Here is an 18,182-nt window from a genome sequence, read left to right on the forward strand (position 1 = left end):
GCTACTTTGGATACGCCGTGGCGATTCAGCCGTACGCTGGCAGCTCGTACAGCGACTGCGTCCGCAACCTTCCTCGCCTCGTGCAGCCAGGCCCTAGCGTCGCGCCTGGATTCCAGGTCTTGGATGATGCGAGCCAGCGCCGTAGGTGCGAGGGTTGGCTGATTCGATTCGCTGCCTTTCCTGAGCAGAGCGCCAACAATCCAGCCAACCAGTTCCTCCTGCTCAAGCAGGTTGACCAGTCGAGCCGACCCGTGTGCATAGAGCCGGAGGACCCTGCCGACCTGCGATGGCGATGACCCCGCGAGTTCGGCAACTAAGTACCGCTCTTCGTACAACAGCCGCGCCAATTGCTGCTGCAGGTCTTTCGGCAGTAAGGCATGCGTGATTGGCCAAGCAATGATGGAGAACTGGCTCGCCCAGGGTCCGCTCGGCTGAAAGCCGCCATAAGCGGACTGAAAGCGAATAAAGCACCAGCGGAGCTGGGACCGCCTCGTCGGGTCGGAGCGCCAGTGCGGCGTTCTCCGCTCGAACGAATGCCAGAACTCGAGGCCGTCATAGTCGTATCCAAGCTCGGTCGCGTAAATCACCCAAAGCAACCAGTGATGTCGGAGCGACTCCCCCATGGAAAGCCACTCGCGCAAATCCGTCGCAATCGCCGTCACCTCACCTTCGGACAGCTCGTGTTCTAGCGCGAAAACAGGTTGGCCCTCAAGGTGTCTCGTCGCGGCCAGAGTCTCGAAATGACTTTCGAGCTTTCGCTCCCATTGGTCCAGTCGAGATGCCAACTTTGAGAGCATTCGCTGCCTACCTGGCGGTCTTCCGAGCCACCGTAGTAGCTACTCCGACGGGGTGTGCGGCGAGGAGGTTAAGAAAGTCCTCCCTCGTCCAAGTTTGGTAGTCCGGCCGACGGTCCGCGCGACCAATCATCCATCGCTCCACTGCGAGCGCACCGACCTCTTCTGCTGACAATAGGCTATCCAGCTTTGGGCTTCCGGACTTGCCGCCAAGAATCTTCAGAGAGTTCGAGGCCGTCTCGCAGAGGAAGACCTCACGCTGAATCCCGTGCTTCATCAAGTCTTGCTTAAAGCCCAGGGTGTCGAGAGCCGCCCGTACCGTCCGAAGCCGCCAATTCGGCCCGTCTCCGAATTCATGCTTGTCGGCGTATGGATGCCCGATGCTCCGAAGGTAGTCGCGAATTTCGGAGAACAGCTCCTCCGGGATGTGGAAGTGTCCCCACCCGCCCGTATAGCCAATTGGTCGAAAGTAATCGACGCCGTGAAGCTTCAACCGGTTGTATACCGAGGATCTTCCCATGGAAGACGTTGTTGTGATTCCGAGCAGCCTCGCCTTCTTTTTCTCGCCTGAAATGACCCCTTCAGTGCTTCCATAGATCTTCGCAAAGTCGTCGTAGACGTCTCGGGAGCGAAGCAGGCACGCCACGAGTTTTCCACCAAGGAGTGAGCTATAGGGCGGTATGGCACCCAGCACGTACGCGTCCATGAGGTTCACAAGGCGCGCGCCTCTGTCCTCAACGCTCCACCCGATAAGCTTGTCTCGAACGGAAAGGTTGTAGACGGGGTCACCGATGGCAGCTATTCCTATCAGCTTGCCATTGCTCTCGTCCCAGACGAGGTAGCGAATCCTTCGGCCAAACCCGACAGACACCGGAACAGACCAGGAAAGAGCGACCAAGCGGAAGAGGTCAGACTCCCAGGTGCCGCTGCTCACGCGCTGGAGCGATGGTCGAATCCTAGAAGGAACGACGTCGGCACCGGACGCAAGCTTTCCAAGGAGCTTGGTACTGGCAGAAGCCACGAACCCTTGTGCCTCGCGGAGCCGCTCTTCGCGCTGAGCGCTGTGCAGCGTCCGCACGACTTCCTTCCCACCCTCAGGAAGTACCAGCGACCCGTCTTTTGCCTTTTGAAATCCAAGCACCGCAAGGTGCTTGCGCAAATGCCGCTTGATACTCGCTTCACGCGTGAAGGCGTCCGCAGCCTTCTTGATGCTCGCCATACTTCCACGCGCAGTGTCGCGCGCCCCTCCCCATTTTTTGCCTATGGTAGCGCCCTGTACCAAAGTCTGGCTGGAGCCCCCCCTAGCGGTCGTCAGGTCGGTCTTCCCCGCTGTGCGCCCGCAACCGCGATCATGTTTTTCGCTCGCCCGGCTCATTTTTAGTGTAATGCCGTCCTCGGCTACAAGGCATCCACATGCTGGCACTCGGCCTATCCTGCCCTCGTCCTTTCCCCTCCTGCCCTCGTCCTTTCCCCTCCTGCCGCGGTGTTGCTCCGATGGATTCGAGGCCCGTTTCCAGCGGAAGTCGTTGCCTTGGCAGCGACGAAACTGCATCAACCGCGCAAGAACTGACCCGCATGCGAACCGAAGGCGAGCAATCTGCATAGGAGCCGCCACAAGAGCGAGAAAACTGACCAAGCAGCGGCAAATCTGCACAGCAGCTGACCCGTTACCGACACGCCGCTGAAAAGGGGAGTCGCCATGAAGCTGGATCCCGTAGGCCCACCAACCGGCTACCGCAGGGCGCGCCGCTATGCGTCACAGATGCTGGAACTGCGCTTGCAGGGCTACACCTTCGAGGCCATTCGCGAGGCCCTTGCCGACGCTGGCGTCAACGTGAGCAACAGCACGGTGCAGCGCGAGGTGGCGCGACTTCGGCACGCCAACATCGGCAGCCGGCCTTAGCCACACCTAGCGACGAAGACGATTGAGCCTGCCCCTTGAACCCGTCGCCGGTGCGAAGCGCCGACGACAGCGGCCCGGCATCGGGCGTGGCGGGTGACCAGGGTGGGGATCTTGCCGGCACCGCGCCGTGCGCCGTCACGCCGGCAAGTTCACCAAGCCGGCTCGTTCACGCATCGCGTGAAGGAATGAAGCCGGCGCTTCCTGGGCACGGGAAGGGCCGCTGCCAATGCCCATTGCAGTGCGACCGCCATCAGCGCTCAAGCTTCGGATCCGGCCTGCCCTTTGACACGTCATGGCGCGGCACCTTCACGGGCTCCCGGGTCACTGGAACCTCCTGCCCGAGTCGGCGACGCGCGGCCTCCTTGAAGACTGACGAGCCGCGCACAAAGCTGCCGATGCGCTCCGCAAGTTCTCGATCTCCGTCGATCTCGGACGCCGCGAGCGCCTTCAAGATGTGAGCCCAACTGACCATAGCGTCGGCTCCGCCGCGCGAAGCGCGCGGCTCCGCCTTGGCTGTCCCAGGCTGCGGGCGCAGCCGCCCCTCCTGCCTGGCCTTGAGCCGCCACAAAGGCTCGTAGGCGCCGCTCTCGCCGCGGGTCACCTGGCGAGTGGCTTCGGCCTCGATGCCCCACCCGCGCAGCTTCTCGGCGAACGTCTCACGCCAGCGATGCAGGTCCGCCTTGCGAGGGTTCAGGCGTTTGCCGGATGCGGCCTCAGCCTTCACGCTCAGATGGATATGCGGATTGGCCTGGTGCTCGTGCAGGACCATCACGTAGCGGTGCCCTGCCAGCTCGGCCTGTGCGAACTCGCGCGCCGCCTTCTTCAGCAGATCGGCGTTCGTCCCGGCCGGCATGGACAACATGATGTTGAAGGCCTCGCGCCGATGCCCTTCCGCGCCGATCAGCGATCCCCCATAGCGCCATTGATCCACCAGGTCGCGCACCGCCTCCCTGCCGCTGCGCACGACCTCCCGGTCGTCTTCGATGTCGAGCCGGCCGTTCTTGCTGATGTAGCGGAAGTGCGCCGCGATGGCGGCCATGCCTCGGCCACCGCCGGTGACCTTGACCATCACCTGCGGCGCGCGCCGCACCGTCGCCTCGATGCGCTGGCGGATCACTGCGGCCTTGCGCCGCATCAGCGTGCCCAGCCTGGGCGTCGGCAGCGACTTGACGATGCGATTGGCGGGATAGAACAGTCGCTCGCCCCACTGCACCAGAACGCCGTCAACCTGTTGGCCCCTCATCGCCGTGGCCTCCTCGTAGGCGCGAGGTCGGCGATCAATGCCGAGGCCTTGGCCAGGTGTGCTCGCATGTCGCTGGCCAGCGATTTCAACCCGGCCCGATAGCCCGCCAACTCGCCGGCCGGGACATGCCCCAGCAGCCGCAGAAAAGCGTTGAGATCGGCGGACATGGCGGCGACCCGGTCAGTCGACGCCCTCAACGCGCTGACCGACGCCGAGTGGTCGGCGCAGAGCGGTGGCGCGGGCGCGCCATCCAGCAGCGTGCAGACGTACTGCCCCTGGGCCACGTCGGCAGCACGCGCCTGCCTGGCCAGCATCGCCGCGTACACGGGCGACATGCGCAGCGTGACCTTGACAAACTGGCCGCAGGTCGGCTTTGCGGCGCAAGCCATGTCGCCGCGCTCAGGGCTGCCGTCGTCAAGCAGGAACACGACCGCGCGCCTCACCAGCGCCGCGGGGGTGATCCCGCGTTGCGTCGCCCGCGCCTCCAGGCGAGATCGCAAACCACGCAGGTCAACCGTGATGCGGTCGCGACGATGGATGTTCTCGCCTGCCGTAGTCCGACAAGCGGGCCTAAGGTTCGCACGACCGCTGGCGCCACTGGGGTGCGGCAGCGCGCGACGTGACGACGGCCCCGGCGCTGCATCAGGCAGAAGCTCCAGCTGCAGCCCGTTGGACGAACTCGTTGACGTGGGCATGGCGCCGTATCGTGCCCGTCCGCTGACGGCGTGGGTAGCCCGAAGGAGGGGCAGCTCTGACGCATCCGAACGTCCCTGGCGATCTCGGGAAGATCCGCCTCGTCTCCTGCCGTCTCCGTTCGGCTAACGAACCGTTTCAACTCATTTGATGATGCAGGCCACCTGCGGCGCCAGGAGGGGCTGCATCTCTGCCTTGTGGGAGGAGCGCGACAAAGCGGAGGGCTATTTGCCCGCCAGCTCCAGCCCACCGTCGCGTGTCCGTACGACCAGGCCAAGCAGCTTCGCCACAGCCTGCGCAAAGGCCTGGTTGTCGCCAGTACGGAATACCCCGCTGACACGCAGGGCCCTCAGCGCTGCCGAGTCGGCCAGCATGATCGGCACCTTGCTGTAGCGGTTCATGTCGGCCACGGCATCGGCCAGAGCGACGTCATCCAGCTCGGCAACGCCGCGCTTCCAGGCCAGCAGCGGGTTGAGCTGCGGACGGTCCAGGCGCGCCCCTGTGGGCCCGGCGCGCCCGTTCTCGCCGATCGCCTGGCCCACGCGCAAGCGGTCGCCGGGGGTCATGACAACCGCACTGCTCAGCGCGCTCTGCACGGCGGCGTCCGAGCGCTGCACGATCACCTGGCCTTCAAGCAATGTCACGCCAAAGGCGTCGCCACCAGCCTTTGCCGGCGGCGTGGATCGGACCAGGAAGGCCGTCCCCGTGGCGACGACCTTGGCATCGGACACGCTGACGACGAAGGGCCGGCCGGCATCCTTTGCGACTTCGAACAGCGCCTCGCCGCGCGCCACCGTCACCGTGCGCAACGCGTCCGTCAGCTTCACACGGACGTCGGTGGACGTGTTCAGCGTCACTCGGCTGCCGTCCGCCAGGACGATCAGCCGCTGCTCGCCAACGCCGGTGGTGTAGGTGCCGTCAGGCCAAAGGCTCAGGGCAAACGCGCCCGCGCAGCCGAGCGCTGCGATGGCCGTCGCCAGGCGCCAGCCCTTCCCGCCGACTTCTGAGCTGCGTACCTGATCCTCGGAGGTCGACGCGGGGATGTCGGTGCGCCGGACACCTGCAACGTCCTGCCAGGTGTCGGTGCAGCGTTCGAAAGCAAGACGGTGCGCGGCCGACCGCGCCTGCCATGCCAGGCATTCGCGCTGCATTGTTCGCGACCGGTCAGGACCATGCAACCGGGTCACCCACACGGCCGCCTCTGCCAAGATCTCGCGCGTCATCAGCGGCTCTTCGCTTGCCCCCTGCGTCCCGGAGGCGTCCAACGGTTGCACGGCTACCAGCCTTCCATCCACTCGGTCAGCCGCAGTGTCGCCTTGGCAAGGTGCTGATGCACGGTCGTGACACTGATGCCGTGGAGCTTCGCGATTTCCGTATAGGGCAGGCCGTCGAGTCGGTGCGCCAGGAAGACGTCACGCGTCCTCCCGCTCAAACGGCTCACACCCAGCGTCAAACGAGCCATGCGCTCCCTGGCCAGCACGACAGCCTCTGTGGAAGGGGCCGTATCGATCAGCACCACGTCCTCCAGCAGCACATGCTCGCCGCGGCCTGAGCTCATGCGGTGGGCATCGATGGACAGGTTCAGCGCCGTCCGCATCAGGAAGGCCTCGGGCTGCTCGACGGGCTGCTTTTCGTCCTCATAGCAAGCCAGGCGCAACCACGCCTCCTCAACCAGATCCTCGGCTTCGTGCTCGGTACGCCCGCGACGCTGCAACGCACCCCGCGCCCGTGCCAGGACGTCCTGCCAATTCTTCAGGAGTCGGAACGACATGGCGCTCAGGCGGCAGCGGCCAAGGCCGCGGCTGACGCGCTGGCACCATAGGGCGCCGGCCGGGCGCGCCCCCACCGGTCGTCCAGCAGATCGCGGTCCGCCCGTTGGAACGCCTGCGCGATGAATTCGGCCGCCGCTGCATCGTCGGCAAACGGGGGCTGGTTTCCTATGACGCGCTGCATGCGGTTCTGCAACTGCTGCGTTGCGGCGTCGGTCCAGCGGATGGCCTGCCGCATGCGCGGGCCGAAGGCGCTGCACTCGGCGAGTTCAGCCACGGTCGAACGACAGACCTTGGGACGGAAGCCTTCCATGGCCGCAACCAGGCTGTCGTTGCCCGCGAGCGCCTTGATCCTCTCGACGCCTCGGTCATGGATGTCTGTGGCGATCCGCTGCGCCGTTGCAGCGCCTTCGTCACGCCACGCGCCAAGCACCTCGAACCGGCCGTCGGTGAAGAGGCCGAGCGCCCAGTGCCATTCGGCGGTGCCGGCCGTCCCTTCGTTTCGCATCGGAATGCGCAGCCTGTCGAAGCGGACGACCAGGTAGCGGCAGCAGAGCGCGCAACTGAACCAGTGGGTGGATTTCCAGAAGAAGTAGGACATCGAGTAGCTCCCAGCAGCCTTGCTTCTCAAGGCGGTCGATGGACGGCGGGCCCGTTGAACGTCGGTGATGGCGGACGCGTTCAACGATCACCCAAAGCCTGTTTGCTGTCAATAGACACGTGTCTTTAGTGTACGAAGCCAAAACACTTCGGGTCGATGCGACCCAGCCGAAATCAGAAGCTCATCGAGGCGCTCGCCGTGGAGATAAAGGCGCGCCGGCAGGAACTGGCGCTGACGCAAGAAGACCTTGCAGGTCGGTGCGACCTTGACCGTCCGTTTATCTCGTTGATTGAAGTGGGCAAGAAGCAGCCCACGATCAGCGTTCTGTACAGGCTGGCGTCGGCTCTTGAGCTGTCTTTCGCCGACTTCGTGGGACGCGTCGAGTCGCGCTATCTGCAAGCAGGCTGAGCGCGCTTGAGGCGCTGAAGAAGGGACGTTAAATTCATCCTTCCTGGTACGGGCGACGCTTCTGCACAGTCGCGGTCAAGCTGCTGATCTGGCCATAGGGCTGGGGTTCGATTCCTGGCCGCCAGCAGCCGAGATTTGCGGGTAACTTTGCGGGTAACTTGTCGCGAAAAAGCCTCACTTTTCATAGAGGATGTGAGTGCTACAGGGCCACCAAAATTTCCATTTAGCAGCAAGCACTTGCAGCGGTTCCGCGGTAAGTGCTTTTTGCTTTGTGGGGCCGCGGTAAGCGGGGCGTCTGCAGCGCGCGGTTGCAGTGAGCGACATAGTTTTGGGACGGACGATGGGTACCGCACAGGCCGTTGAACAAGCGCTGGCTGACTGGAAAGCCTCCCTCTGCCCCGAAATGCATGTGCTGGCCAGCCTGTTCGTGAGCCCGGCGGCATTTGCTTCTGGCAGGTTGCTCATGTGGTGAGCCCCTTTCACAGCGCCAGCTTGCCAGGACTGGCAGGACCGTTTCCCGTGGGGAACGCTTGCGCTGATATACAAAAACTTGTATCTTCGATGGCGTGGCCGATGTCAAGCCTATCGAGTTCCGGGGCAGTTCCCTGGATGATCTGCGCGCCTTCCCGTTGGATGCACGGCGCGAGGCGGGCTATCAGCTTGACCTGGTGCAAGGCGGTCGCGACCCCGACGATTGGAAGCCGATGAACACCGTGGGTGCCGGAGTCAGGGAAATTCGCATCCGGGACGCTGCAGGCGCCTTCCGCGTGATCTACCTGGCGAAGCTGGCTGATGCCGTGTACGTTCTTCATTGTTTCCAGAAGAAGACCGAGAAGACCAGCAAACCGGATTTGGACTTGGCGGCGCGGCGCTTCCGCGACTTGATGCAGGAGTTGAAGCCATGACCGACCAACGATTCGCCAGCGTGTGGGACGCCATCGAGGACACGCCCGAGCAGGCCGAGAACATGAAGCTGCGCGCGACGCTCATGACCGCGTTGAAGGACCGCATTGCTCAAAGCGGAATCAGCCAGGCGCAAGCGGCTGAACTGTTCGGCGTGACTCAGCCGCGCGTGTCCGACCTGGTGCGGGGCAAGATCAACCTCTTTGGCTTGGATGCTTTGGTGAACATGGCGACTGCTGCCGGCCTGCATGTCGAACTTCGCGTTCTTGAGGCTGCCTGACCTTTCGGCTTCGCCGAGGTGCTGAGCCGCGGTCTTCACACTGGCCTTCGCGGGCCACCTTCCTCATACGCGGTATCCAGGGCCTCGGTAGACCACCGTCGTCACCAGAGGAGTATTTCGCGGTGCCCTGTCCGGGAGGCAGGGCAGGAGGCCGGTAGGAGCCGGCCCGGGGCTATCGCAGCGGCGACAAGGACTTGGATTCTTGTCGCCGGTTTGCTTTTCAGGTTTCGATCGCCGGATTCCCAGCTTGGGAAACAGGCGGCGCCGCCAGTTGCCGGGCCCCCGGCAAGCATTGACCAAGGACAAGCCCCGGCCTTCCGCCCTGCGCCAGACTTGGGCGTTTGCATTGAAGGAGCCCGCATGTCCACCCTCCAGGTCTTTGATCCCGCCTTGTGCTGCAGCAGCGGCGTGTGTGGTCAGGACGTCGATGCCCGGCTGGTGCAGGCGGCGGCCGACATCGAGTGGGCCAGGAGCCAGGGCGCGCAGATCGAACGCTTCAACCTCGCGCAGCAGCCCCTCGCCTTTGCGCAGAACGAGGCCGTCCGCGGCTTCCTCGAGCGCTCCGGGCAGGAGGCCTTGCCCATCACCGTGCTCGATGGCCAGGTCGTCCTGGCCGGGCGCTACCCCAGCCGCCAGCAGTTGAGCCAGTGGGCCGGCCTGCCGGCGCCTGCAGCCCCTGTCGAAGAGGCCGCGGCGAGCCGCTGCTGCGGCGGCGGCAAGTGCTGCTGAGGGCAGGCAGCGCATGAATTTCATCGAACAACTGCCGCGCTTCGTCTTCTTCACCGGCAAGGGCGGCGTCGGCAAGACCTCGCTGGCCTGCGCCACGGCCGTGCGGCTCGCGGATGCCGGCCGGCGCGTGCTGCTGGTCAGCACCGACCCGGCCTCCAACGTCGGCCAGGTCTTCGGCATCGACATCGGCAACCACGTCACCGCGGTGTCCGCCGTGCCCAACCTGTGGGCGATGGAGATCGACCCCCAGGCCGCCGCCCAGGGCTACCGGGACCGCATCGTCGGCCCGGTGCGCGGCGTGCTGCCGGCGGACGTCGTCAAGGGCATCGAGGAGCAGCTCTCGGGCGCCTGCACCACCGAGATCGCCGCCTTCGACGAGTTCACCGGGCTGCTGACCGACGAGGTGCTGATCGCCCGCTTCGAGCACGTCATCTTCGACACCGCGCCCACGGGCCACACCATCCGGCTGCTGCAATTGCCCGGCGCCTGGAACAGCTTCCTGGAGGCTGGGAAGGGCGATGCCTCCTGCCTGGGCCCGCTGGCCGGCCTGGAGAAGCAGCGCGCCCAGTACAAGGCGGCGGTCGATGCGCTGGCCGACCCCGCGCGAACCCGACTCGTCCTGGTCGCCCGGGCGCAGGGGTCCGCGTTGCGGGAGGTGGCTCGCACCCACGACGAACTCGCCCGCATCGGGTTGGCGCGCCAATACTTGGTCATCAATGGCGTCATGCCCGAAGGCGAGGCCGCGCATGACCCGCTGGCCGCCGCCATCGTCCGGCGCGAGCAGGCTGCCCTGGCGGCCTTGCCCGACATCCTTCGCGGCCTGCCCATGGACAGCCTGCCCTTGAAGGCCTTCGACCTGGTCGGGCTGGAGGCGCTGCGGCGGTTCTTCGACGAGGCGCCGTCCGCCGCGGCTGCGGCCGTCGAGCCCGTCGGGCCATTGGCTGCGCCCACGCTGGCCCAGTTGGTGGACGGCCTCGCCGAGCCGGGGCACGGCCTCATCATGGTGATGGGCAAGGGCGGCGTCGGCAAGACGACCCTGGCCGCCGCCATCGCCGTGGAGCTGGCACGCCGCGGCCTGCCCGTGCACCTGACCACCTCCGACCCGGCCGCCCACCTGACCGACACCCTGGCCGGCCAGATGGCGCAGTTGACGGTGAGCCGCATCGACCCGCAGATCGAGACCCAGCGCTACCGCGACCAGGTCCTGGCGAGCAAGGGCAAGGGCCTGGACGCCCAGGGCCGCGCCCTGCTGGAGGAGGACTTGCGCTCGCCCTGCACCGAGGAGATTGCCGTCTTCCAGGCCTTCTCCCGGGCCATCCGCGAGGCGGGCCGCAAGTTCGTGGTCATGGACACGGCGCCGACCGGCCACACCCTGCTGCTGCTCGACGCCACCGGCGCCTACCACCGCGAGATCGAGCGGCAGATGAGCGGCTCGGGCGTGCACTTCACCACGCCCATGATGCAGCTCCAGGACGAGGCCCGCACCAAGGTGCTGATCGCCACGCTGGCCGAAGACACGCCCGTGCGGGAGGCCGCCCTCCTGCAAGGCGACCTGCGCCGCGCGGGCATCGAGCCCTGGGCCTGGGTCATCAACAACTGCGTGGCAGCCACGGCCGTCACGTCGCCGCTGTTGCGCGCTCGGGCGGCCAAGGAGCTGCCCTTCATCGACGCGGTCGCGAGCCGGCATGCCAGCCGGTATGCCGTGGTGCCCCTGCTGGCGCAGGAGCCCGTGGGCATCGCGAGGCTGCTGGCCCTGGCAGGCGCTGCCCCTTAGTCTGCCGCCTTCCGGGCCGCCTTCCGGGCCGCCCCTCAATGGGTGATGGTCATCCTGTCGACCACCTGGGTGACGCCCGGCGTGTTCCACGCCGCGTTGGTGGCGGTCTCGCGTTCGGCCCAGGAGCGGACGGTGCCCGAGAGCATGACTTCGCTGCCCTCGATGGCGACCGAGATCTTTCCCGGCGCGGCGATCGCGGCGCGCCCGAGTGCGGACTCGACGTCCGCCCTGACCAGCGCGGCCGAAGGCGACGGCTTGATGCGGATCTGGTTGTCGATGCCGGCCACTCCCATCATCGGGCGCACGGTGTCGACCGCCGCCTGCCGCTGGAACTGCCAGTCCACGTCGCCCGACAGCGTCACCCAGCCGTTCGCCACCATCACGTGGATGCGCCGGCTGACCGCCAGCGAGAAGGACCATTCCAGGGCGTTCTGCACCGCGGCGGCGATGTCCGTGTCGGACCGCCGGCTCGGCTCGGGGAGCCTGACCTCGAGCTCTGTGGTCATCGCCCTGACGCCCGCCACGCGTTGCGCGGCCCGCTCGGCATTCAGCTTCTCGGCATACGAGTCGACCTGGCCGGCCAGCGTCACGATGCCGTCCCTGACCTCCACGCCAATCCGCGCGGCGTGCACGGACGGCTCCCAGCCCAGTTCCTCGATCACGTCGCGCTGCAATTGGCTGTCGGTCTTCATGAGGGCCTCCTGCTGTTCCTGCGGGAGGCCGAGCCTGCGCCCGCGCCCGCGCGGGGTCTGTGCGCCTGCTGACAGACCGCTTCATTGCCCCTCGCGGCCGGCCGGGCCGTCGGGTCGGCGCGGGGGGGCTCCCCGCATCGTGGGTACGCCAGCGCACTGACCCGGGCCAGGGCCGTCGGCCACGCTCGGTGGGTCCAACATTCCCGGGAGCCCTTATGAACCAGCAACGCGCGTCCACCACCGCTTCCGGCCCCCCGCTGGGCTCCGCTGGCCTGCTCGGCTCGCCGGTCTCCCTCGGTACGGAGCCTGGCAGGCACCCCGGCACGGCCGGCGAGTTGTCTCACGCCGGGGCCGATCCGGCCGCCCTCTGGCGGCAGGCCGTGCATGACCTGCGCGGACTGCTCGGCGTGGTCTCGAATGCCACGCTGCTGCTGCAGCGCCCCATCAGCGACGAGCGCCGCGCGGACCTGCTGGTCGTGCTCGACCGCAGCGTGGCCGCGCTGCGCGACCTGCTCAACGGCGTGGCCGACCTCGCCGCACTCGACGCGGTGCAGGAGCGGCCGCACCTCCGCGCGGTCGACGTCGGCACGGTGCTCGACGGCCTGTGCGGCAGCCTGCGCGAGCTGGCGGGGTCCCGCGGCCTCCATCTGGACTGCCGGGGGCCCGCCAGCCTGCTCGCCGAGAGCGATGCGCTGATGGTGACCCGGATGGTGCAGAACCTGATGCTCAACGCCATCAGCTACACGCAAGCCGGCGGCGTGACGCTGACTTGGGGGCCGTGCGGCGACGCACAGTCTCCCCATTGGTATTTCGAGGCCTGCGACATGCCCTATGCCGTCGCCGCCGTGCCCGCACCCGGGCTGGCGCCGGCGGCGCCATTGCGCACTGCCGCCCCGGCGCCTGAAGCCGGCCAGGGCATCGGCCTGTCCATCGTCAGGCGGCTGTGCGGCGCGCTCGGCGGCACGATGCAGGTCGTGTGCGGCAGCGCTGGCAGGTCCACCCGCATCCGGCTGCCGCGGCACTACGCTGGCTCGCTCGAGGAATTCACCATCGCCGCCACCGGCCGTGGCCGGCCGGCCGGCGCGGACGCCGGAGGCGGCAGCGGGACGCCGCGCAGTTGAGCCGGCAGGGCCCGGATCGGCCTTGTGGCCGCGCCGCGGCCCTGGCCGCCCGACTCAATGCATGGCCGAACCGGGCGGGCGGTCTTCGGCGAACTTCATGCCCAGCCTGTAGCTCGTCAGGTCCTGCGCGTAGCAGCTGCAGGCCGCGCGCTCCAGGCCTGCGCGGTCGCAGACCTCCATCCAGCCGCGGTGGTACCGGATCAGGCCCGCCTCCTGCAGCCCGCTCGCCGCCACCGTCACGCCCACGCGCCGCACGCCCAGCAGGTGGGCCAGCTCCTCCTGCGTCACCGCGAAGCCGTCACCCTGAGCGCGGTCCTGCCCCATCAGCAGCCAGCGCGCCAGCCGCGCCTGCAAGGCATGGAAGTGCAGGCAGGATGCGGCCGTGACCGAATGGCGCAGTTGCACGCCCAGATAGCGCATCAGCAGCCGCCGCAGGCCCGGGCTGACCGGCAGCGCGCGGCGCAGCGTGGTGGCCGTCATGCTCCAGGCCTGGCCGCTTTCCTGTACGAGGGCGCTCACGGGGCTGGCCGCCACGCCCAGTTGCAACTGCACGCCCAGCACGCCTTCGCGGCCGACCATGCCCACCTGCACCGGCAAATGGGCATCCAGCGACGTGACGAGGCAGATGAAGCCCTGCAGCGGGAACAGCAGCCCATGCGAGGGCCTGTCCTGGCTGGCCAGCGGCTGGCCCTCCAGCAGCGGCACCTGGGCGCAACTGGCGAGCAGGCGCCGCAATTCGGCGGCCGGCAGGTGATCGAGCAACTGGTTGGCAATCATGAGCCAGTCTGCGTGCAACCTGCCAGCTAGGCTGTGCGGCAACGCACCCAGCGGCTCCGGCATGCCCTCCCGTCAACGGCGGCGCCATGCCCGCATCAGCCAGGCCATCGCCAGGCCGGTGCCGGCGGCTACCAGCACCGGGCGCACCGTGCCGTGGCGAGCGAACTCCGGGCCGCCGTCTGGCCGGCCTCTCCATTGCTGCGCGCCTGCCTCGGCCCGGCCCGCCGGTCGGGGCGCGGCCGGCATCGGCGGGTGGGCGCAGGCGGCCGCGCAGACGGCCAGCAGCCGCATCTGCTCGGCCTGCAGCGCCAGCAGCTCGCTCCATTGCTGCTGCCGCAACTGGTCGAGCTTGTCGTGCAGCAGCATGATCTCCAGCTCGGCCTTGAGGTTGACCTCGTAATCGTGTCCCGCGGAGTCCCTGTCCTTCTCGGACTGGCGGTTCTGCGACATCAGGATGATGGGCGCCTGCACGGCCGCCAGCATGGACAGGAAGAGGTTGAGCAGGATGAAGGGGTAGGGGTCGAAGGTGCTGCCGTGCAGCGCCAGCAGGCCGACGTTGATCGCCACCCAGGCCACCATGATGGCCGCGAACAGGCCCACGAACACCCATGAACCGCCGAAGGCGGTGACCGCGTCGGCCGCGCGCTGTCCGGGCGTGGGCGTTGCCGCGGCCGGAGGATGCCGGGAGATCGGCAGGCGCTGCCCGATGTGGAGCGCCACGCGCTGCGCCCGCGCGTCCAGTTCGGCGAAGGGCCGCCCCATCAGGGCGGCCGCTTGGTCGTCGTGGAGGTCGTCGGGTCGGCGCCAGCCGCTGCCAGCCGCCGCGGACGCGCTCACTTGCGGACCTGGTCCCCCGCCTCGCGGGCGAACACCACCTCGACGCGGCGGTTCATCTGCCGGCCGGCCGAGGTGCCGTTGCTGGCCACCGGGCGCTGCTCGCCGAAGCCCTGGGTGCTGAGCTGGCTGCCCGGCACGCCCAGGTCCATCAGCGCCACGCGCACGGCGCGGGCGCGGCGGTCGGACAGCACCTGGTTGGAAGCCGCCTTGCCGACGTTGTCGGTGTAGCCGTCGATGGAGGCATGCCGGTCCGGATAGCGCTTCATGAAGCTGGCCAACTGATCCATGCGGTGCTGGCCATCGCGGCGCAGCTCGGCGTCGCCGGTGTCGAACAGCAGGTCGCCCAGCGTGACGACGACGCCGCGGTCGGTGTCGCGGGCGTTCATCTCGTGCAACTGCGATTGGAGGTCGCTCACGGTCTGGTCGCGCCGCGCGACGCGGTCACGCTCGGCCTGGGTGTCGGCCTCGGACCGGGCGAGTTGCGCCGTCTTGTCGGCGCTGGCCGCCTCGGCGGCGGACTTCTGCGAGAGCGCCGTGTCGGCTTCGCGGGTGCGCAGCTCCAGGCGCATGCGGTCGCGCTCGGCTGCCGCGCCGGCCACCACCGCCTGGGCGCTGCGGCTGGCCGCCGTCTCTTCGGCGATGACCACCTGCTGCAGGGCGAGATGGGACAGGTGGTTCACCTGGGCCACGTCGCCACCCTGGACCTGGGCCTGGTCGGCGCGCCGCAGCGCGTCCCGGGCACGGGCCAGTTCGTCCGCGGCCAGTGCCACGGTCTTGGGCTGGGACTGGGCGGCATCCAGGCGGCTGTGGGCCTGGTCCAGCGCGGCATTGCGGGCCGGCATGGACGAGCAGGCGGCCAGCAGGGCCAGGCAGGCAGCGGCAACCGGGCCGGCCAGCGCGAACGGACGGTTCGGAGTGAGGGGAAAACGGGTGTTCATGGCATGTCTTTCAGGGTGAAGTGGGGCGGGCGGTCAACGGACCGCCTTGCGCTGGATTTCTTCGGCGAGGGCGCGAGCCGCGGACTGCGACTCCTGCGCCGCCTTGTTCGAGCGCACGGCCTCGGCATGGAGTTCGGCCACGCGCGCATCGATATCGGCCTGCTCGCTGAGCCGGCGGGCGCGCTCGGTGTCGCCGGCGGCAACGGCGGCGCGGGCCGCGGCGAGCTTGTCCTGGGCCACGCGCAACTCGGCAGGTGCATCTGTGGCCGTGGAGGGGGTGCTGGCGCGCAGCACGGCGGCTTCGGCCACGGCGAGTTGCGGTGGCGCCTGAGGCGTCGTGGCGCAGGCGCCGAGCAGCAGGACGGCGGCCGTGGCTGCGGCCATCCCCTGGAAGGTGAAGCGCGTGGCGCCAGGCGGGGAGAGGGGGTGGGAGGTCGAGTTCATCAGGGTTCCTCGGGGTCAGGCCGCAGTGGCGGCGACGCGCCGGGAAGTCCGGCAACCCAGTGCCTGCCGGGGACTGTCCCGCTTCAGCGCGCTGTGTGACGGACTCTGGGGGATGCGCTTGCGCATGTCTGTCCGCCAGCGCACGCTGCCCGGAGCAGGTGGCGCCGCGGCGCGGCGTTGAGCGGTGCCTAACGCTGCTGTGCGGTGGCGAAGCCGGCCGGGCGAGCGCCCCTGGACCACCGCTCCAGGCCGTCGAACACCGCCTGCACCACGACCGCCAGAGCCGCGGCCGGCAGGGCACCGGCCAGCATGAGGGTCGTGTCGTTGACCGCCAGCCCCGCGACGATGCGCTCGCCCAGGCCGCCCGCGCCGACGAAGGCCGCGACGGTGGCCGTGCCGACGTTGGTGACGGCCGCCGTCTTCACGCCGGCCATCAGCGTCGGCAAGGCCAGCGGCAGTTCGATGGACCGCAGCGCCTGCCCGCGCGTGAGCCCCAGGGCGAGCGCGGCCTGGCGCAGGCCGTCCGGCACGGCCTGCAGGCCGGCATGGGTGTTGCGCACGATGGGCAGCAGCGCGTAGACAAAGAGGGCCAGCAGCGCCGGCACGAAGCCGATGCGGCCCACCAGGGCGATGAGGAAGGCCAGCAGCGCCAGGGAGGGCAGGGTCTGCAGCAGGCCGACGCCTGCCATCACCGGGCCGGCCAGGCGCGGCAGGCGGTGGGCGGCGATGCCCAGCGGCACGGCCACCGCCACGGCCAGGGCCAGCGAGGCCAGCACCAGTGCCAGGTGCTGGCCGAGCAGCCGCGCCAGGTCGGGTGCGAGCAGTCGCGCCGTCAGGCCCGGCGCCGCATCGGCGACCGCTGCCGCCGATGCCGGCGCGCTCGCCGCCTGCTGCAGAAAGCCGCGCGCCACCTCGGCAAAGGGCCGGCCCTCGAGCTCTGCCGCCGCGTTCAGGCGGATCATGGCAGCCTCGGGCAGGCGGCCGGCCAGGCGCTGCAGCGGGCGCTCGTCTACCCCCTCGCGCATCAGCAGCACGGCGTCGTAGCGGGGGAAGAAGCCGCGGTCGTCGCGCAGCACGCGCACCGGCTGGCGGGCGAGCTGGGCGTCGGTGGTGTAGACGTCGATGAGGTCGACCTCGCCGCTGGCCAGGGCCTGGTAGGCCAGGCCATGGTCCAGCCCCGCGCCCGCCTTCTGCGGCAGGCCGTAGGCGCGCTGCAGCGCCGGCCAGCCGTCGGCCCGCGCGATGAACTCGTGGGACAGGCCCAGCTTGAATCCCGGCTCGAGGGCGGGTGCCCGCGCGGCCAGCTCGGAGATCGTCGCGATGCCCAGCCGTGCCGCGTCGGCCTCGCGCATGGCCAGGGCGTAGCTGTTGTTGAAGCCCAGCGGCACGCCCGCCTTCAGGCCCAGCGGCGCCAGCCAGGCGTTGATGCGTTCGAGCGGCGCCTGCGCATCGGCCGGCGACTCGCGGTGCAGCAGCTCGCGCACGATGGTGCCGGTGTACTCGGGGTAGACGTCGATCTGGCCCTGGCGCAACGCGGCGGCCAGGATGGCCGTGTTGCCCAGGCCCTGGCGGTGTTCCGCCGCGATGCCCTGGCCGGCCAGGGTCTGCGTCACCAGTTCGCCCAGCAGATAGCTTTCCGTGAAGCGCTTTGAGCCGACCTGCAGGGCCGGTGCCGCCTGGGCGAGCCCGGCGGCGCATAACCACGCGAGGAGCAGGAGGCGAAGCAGGGCGGGAGGCAGTCGCATGGCCCCATGTTGCCTGAACGCGGCGCGGGTCATTTCACGATGTGAGCACGTGTCAGACGCACCCTACAAGGGTTGATGTCGGTGTCCGAATGCAACCGGCGGCCCCTTCGCCTAAAGTCAAACGACACCATTTCAGAGGAGGTCTCCATGTCCCGCGCCACCGATCATCTGCTTCGTCAGCACCTGGACAGCCTGGGCATCCACCTGCGCCAGTGCCGCACCCTGTCGGATGGGCGGCTGCGCATGCTGTTCTCGCTCGAAGCCCTCGACGCGGCCTTCGGCCAGCGCGTCTTCACGTCCGTCGTCACCGGCTGCCTGCTGATGGCGATCTTCCTCACCATCGCGGGCTGACCCCGGCGCGCGCCTCCCATCCCTCGGTTCAGCGGCCCTCAGGGCCGCTGTTTTTTCGTGTGCGCCCAGCATGGGCGCACATCCTGGAGGTGCAAGTCCTCCCGCGAGCTGGTCACAGTGAGCGAAGCGAAGCGCAACTGCGTGAGGGCGACCGAGCGTGGGAAGGAAGCGTGGAGCGTA

General features: G+C 68.4%; 19 protein-coding genes and 1 pseudogene. 8 read left to right on the forward strand and 12 right to left on the reverse strand.

All coding sequences use genetic code 11. From position 1 onward, the window contains the following. Positions 1-804: 804 nt before the first annotated feature. Positions 805-2,013, reverse strand: coding sequence for a Druantia anti-phage system protein DruA (locus LXT12_RS14810; protein ID WP_233392952.1), 1,209 nt, complete (start codon positions 2,011-2,013; stop codon positions 805-807). 480 nt (positions 2,014-2,493) lie between these two features. Between LXT12_RS14810 and LXT12_RS14815 the strand changes: the two genes are divergently transcribed. After that, positions 2,494-2,697 carry a hypothetical protein gene (locus LXT12_RS14815; protein WP_233392953.1) on the forward strand — a complete coding sequence of 68 codons (204 nt, stop codon included), beginning with the start codon at positions 2,494-2,496 and terminating at the stop codon, positions 2,695-2,697. A gap of 250 nt (positions 2,698-2,947) precedes the next feature. Here the strand turns inward: LXT12_RS14815 and LXT12_RS14820 are convergent, their stop codons facing one another. The 5 genes from LXT12_RS14820 to LXT12_RS14840 form a co-directional block, all read right to left on the reverse strand. After that, positions 2,948-3,940, reverse strand: a complete 993-nt coding sequence (locus LXT12_RS14820; RefSeq protein ID WP_233392954.1) for a relaxase/mobilization nuclease domain-containing protein — start codon at positions 3,938-3,940, stop codon at positions 2,948-2,950. Then, a complete protein-coding gene (locus LXT12_RS14825) occupies positions 3,937-4,368 on the reverse strand; it encodes a hypothetical protein (RefSeq protein WP_233392955.1) in 432 nt (143 codons plus the stop codon). Before LXT12_RS14825 ends, LXT12_RS14820 begins: the two co-directional genes overlap by 4 nt. A gap of 489 nt (positions 4,369-4,857) precedes the next feature. Further along, the gene (locus LXT12_RS14830; protein WP_233392956.1) at positions 4,858-5,856 is read right to left on the reverse strand and encodes a FecR family protein; all 999 of its coding nucleotides are present in this window, start codon (positions 5,854-5,856) and stop codon (positions 4,858-4,860) included. Between the two features lie 53 nt (positions 5,857-5,909). Continuing rightward, positions 5,910-6,404, reverse strand: coding sequence for an RNA polymerase sigma factor (locus LXT12_RS14835; protein ID WP_233392957.1), 495 nt, complete (start codon positions 6,402-6,404; stop codon positions 5,910-5,912). A 5-nt stretch (positions 6,405-6,409) separates the two neighbouring features. Continuing rightward, a complete protein-coding gene (locus LXT12_RS14840) occupies positions 6,410-7,003 on the reverse strand; it encodes a transposase (RefSeq protein WP_233392958.1) in 594 nt (197 codons plus the stop codon). 156 nt (positions 7,004-7,159) lie between these two features. Between LXT12_RS14840 and LXT12_RS14845 the strand changes: the two genes are divergently transcribed. The 5 genes from LXT12_RS14845 to arsA all read left to right on the forward strand — a co-directional run bounded on the left by LXT12_RS14845 (position 7,160) and on the right by arsA (position 11,097). Continuing rightward, a complete protein-coding gene (locus LXT12_RS14845) occupies positions 7,160-7,411 on the forward strand; it encodes a helix-turn-helix domain-containing protein (RefSeq protein ID WP_233392959.1) in 252 nt (83 codons plus the stop codon). Between the two features lie 566 nt (positions 7,412-7,977). Then, positions 7,978-8,316, forward strand: coding sequence for a type II toxin-antitoxin system RelE/ParE family toxin (locus LXT12_RS14850; RefSeq protein WP_233392960.1), 339 nt, complete (start codon positions 7,978-7,980; stop codon positions 8,314-8,316). Next, complete coding sequence (locus tag LXT12_RS14855; RefSeq protein ID WP_233392961.1) at positions 8,313-8,594, forward strand: helix-turn-helix domain-containing protein; 282 nt, start codon at positions 8,313-8,315, stop codon at positions 8,592-8,594. Before LXT12_RS14850 ends, LXT12_RS14855 begins: the two co-directional genes overlap by 4 nt. Before the next feature lie 360 nt (positions 8,595-8,954). Next, a complete protein-coding gene (gene arsD, locus LXT12_RS14860; RefSeq protein WP_233392962.1) occupies positions 8,955-9,323 on the forward strand; it encodes an arsenite efflux transporter metallochaperone ArsD in 369 nt (122 codons plus the stop codon). 13 nt (positions 9,324-9,336) lie between these two features. Then, positions 9,337-11,097, forward strand: a complete 1,761-nt coding sequence (gene arsA, locus LXT12_RS14865; RefSeq protein WP_233392963.1) for an arsenical pump-driving ATPase — start codon at positions 9,337-9,339, stop codon at positions 11,095-11,097. Between the two features lie 35 nt (positions 11,098-11,132). Here the strand turns inward: arsA and LXT12_RS14870 are convergent, their stop codons facing one another. Next, complete coding sequence (locus LXT12_RS14870; RefSeq protein WP_233392964.1) at positions 11,133-11,789, reverse strand: BON domain-containing protein; 657 nt, start codon at positions 11,787-11,789, stop codon at positions 11,133-11,135. 215 nt (positions 11,790-12,004) lie between these two features. Here LXT12_RS14870 and LXT12_RS14875 point away from each other — a divergent pair, with 215 nt between their 5' ends. Beyond that, a complete protein-coding gene (locus LXT12_RS14875; RefSeq protein ID WP_233392965.1) occupies positions 12,005-12,910 on the forward strand; it encodes a sensor histidine kinase in 906 nt (301 codons plus the stop codon). Positions 12,911-12,964: 54 nt separating this feature from the next. Here LXT12_RS14875 and LXT12_RS14880 read toward each other — a convergent pair whose 3' ends face one another. The 5 genes and pseudogenes from LXT12_RS14880 to LXT12_RS14900 all read right to left on the reverse strand — a co-directional run bounded on the left by LXT12_RS14880 (position 12,965) and on the right by LXT12_RS14900 (position 17,651). Continuing rightward, positions 12,965-13,687: a Crp/Fnr family transcriptional regulator gene (locus tag LXT12_RS14880; RefSeq protein ID WP_233392966.1), complete on the reverse strand. Its 723-nt coding sequence runs from the start codon at positions 13,685-13,687 to the stop codon at positions 12,965-12,967. A 279-nt stretch (positions 13,688-13,966) separates the two neighbouring features. Further along, positions 13,967-14,449 (reverse strand): annotated as a pseudogene (locus LXT12_RS14885) (DUF1003 domain-containing protein); the annotation flags it as partial. Positions 14,450-14,520: 71 nt separating this feature from the next. Further along, a complete protein-coding gene (locus LXT12_RS14890; protein ID WP_233392967.1) occupies positions 14,521-15,462 on the reverse strand; it encodes an OmpA family protein in 942 nt (313 codons plus the stop codon). 33 nt (positions 15,463-15,495) lie between these two features. Further along, complete coding sequence (locus LXT12_RS14895) at positions 15,496-15,906, reverse strand: DUF4398 domain-containing protein (RefSeq protein WP_233392968.1); 411 nt, start codon at positions 15,904-15,906, stop codon at positions 15,496-15,498. A gap of 188 nt (positions 15,907-16,094) precedes the next feature. Further along, a complete protein-coding gene (locus LXT12_RS14900; protein WP_233392969.1) occupies positions 16,095-17,651 on the reverse strand; it encodes an ABC transporter permease/substrate-binding protein in 1,557 nt (518 codons plus the stop codon). 147 nt (positions 17,652-17,798) lie between these two features. Between LXT12_RS14900 and LXT12_RS14905 the strand changes: the two genes are divergently transcribed. Continuing rightward, on the forward strand, positions 17,799-18,002 hold the full coding sequence (locus LXT12_RS14905) for a hypothetical protein (RefSeq protein ID WP_233392970.1): 204 nt from the start codon (positions 17,799-17,801) through the stop codon (positions 18,000-18,002). Positions 18,003-18,182 lie beyond the last annotated feature (180 nt).

It is taken from the genome of Pelomonas caseinilytica (assembly GCF_021353235.1).
In the GTDB taxonomy this organism is placed as follows: domain Bacteria; phylum Pseudomonadota; class Gammaproteobacteria; order Burkholderiales; family Burkholderiaceae_C; genus Pelomonas; species Pelomonas caseinilytica.

Coding starts and splice junctions, on each gene's coding strand:
- LXT12_RS14870 (WP_233392964.1), bottom strand. CDS start 11,789: ATGAAGACCGACAGCCAATTGCAGCGCGACGTGATCGAGGAACTGGGC.
- arsA (WP_233392963.1), top strand. CDS start 9,337: ATGAATTTCATCGAACAACTGCCGCGCTTCGTCTTCTTCACCGGCAAG.
- LXT12_RS14830 (WP_233392956.1), bottom strand. CDS start 5,856: ATGACGCGCGAGATCTTGGCAGAGGCGGCCGTGTGGGTGACCCGGTTG.
- LXT12_RS14835 (WP_233392957.1), bottom strand. CDS start 6,404: ATGTCGTTCCGACTCCTGAAGAATTGGCAGGACGTCCTGGCACGGGCG.
- arsD (WP_233392962.1), top strand. CDS start 8,955: ATGTCCACCCTCCAGGTCTTTGATCCCGCCTTGTGCTGCAGCAGCGGC.
- LXT12_RS14890 (WP_233392967.1), bottom strand. CDS start 15,462: ATGAACACCCGTTTTCCCCTCACTCCGAACCGTCCGTTCGCGCTGGCC.
- LXT12_RS14895 (WP_233392968.1), bottom strand. CDS start 15,906: ATGAACTCGACCTCCCACCCCCTCTCCCCGCCTGGCGCCACGCGCTTC.
- LXT12_RS14905 (WP_233392970.1), top strand. CDS start 17,799: ATGTCCCGCGCCACCGATCATCTGCTTCGTCAGCACCTGGACAGCCTG.
- LXT12_RS14845 (WP_233392959.1), top strand. CDS start 7,160: ATGCGACCCAGCCGAAATCAGAAGCTCATCGAGGCGCTCGCCGTGGAG.
- LXT12_RS14815 (WP_233392953.1), top strand. CDS start 2,494: ATGAAGCTGGATCCCGTAGGCCCACCAACCGGCTACCGCAGGGCGCGC.
- LXT12_RS14875 (WP_233392965.1), top strand. CDS start 12,005: ATGAACCAGCAACGCGCGTCCACCACCGCTTCCGGCCCCCCGCTGGGC.
- LXT12_RS14900 (WP_233392969.1), bottom strand. CDS start 17,651: ATGCGACTGCCTCCCGCCCTGCTTCGCCTCCTGCTCCTCGCGTGGTTA.
- LXT12_RS14810 (WP_233392952.1), bottom strand. CDS start 2,013: ATGGCGAGCATCAAGAAGGCTGCGGACGCCTTCACGCGTGAAGCGAGT.
- LXT12_RS14855 (WP_233392961.1), top strand. CDS start 8,313: ATGACCGACCAACGATTCGCCAGCGTGTGGGACGCCATCGAGGACACG.
- LXT12_RS14880 (WP_233392966.1), bottom strand. CDS start 13,687: ATGATTGCCAACCAGTTGCTCGATCACCTGCCGGCCGCCGAATTGCGG.
- LXT12_RS14820 (WP_233392954.1), bottom strand. CDS start 3,940: ATGAGGGGCCAACAGGTTGACGGCGTTCTGGTGCAGTGGGGCGAGCGA.
- LXT12_RS14840 (WP_233392958.1), bottom strand. CDS start 7,003: ATGTCCTACTTCTTCTGGAAATCCACCCACTGGTTCAGTTGCGCGCTC.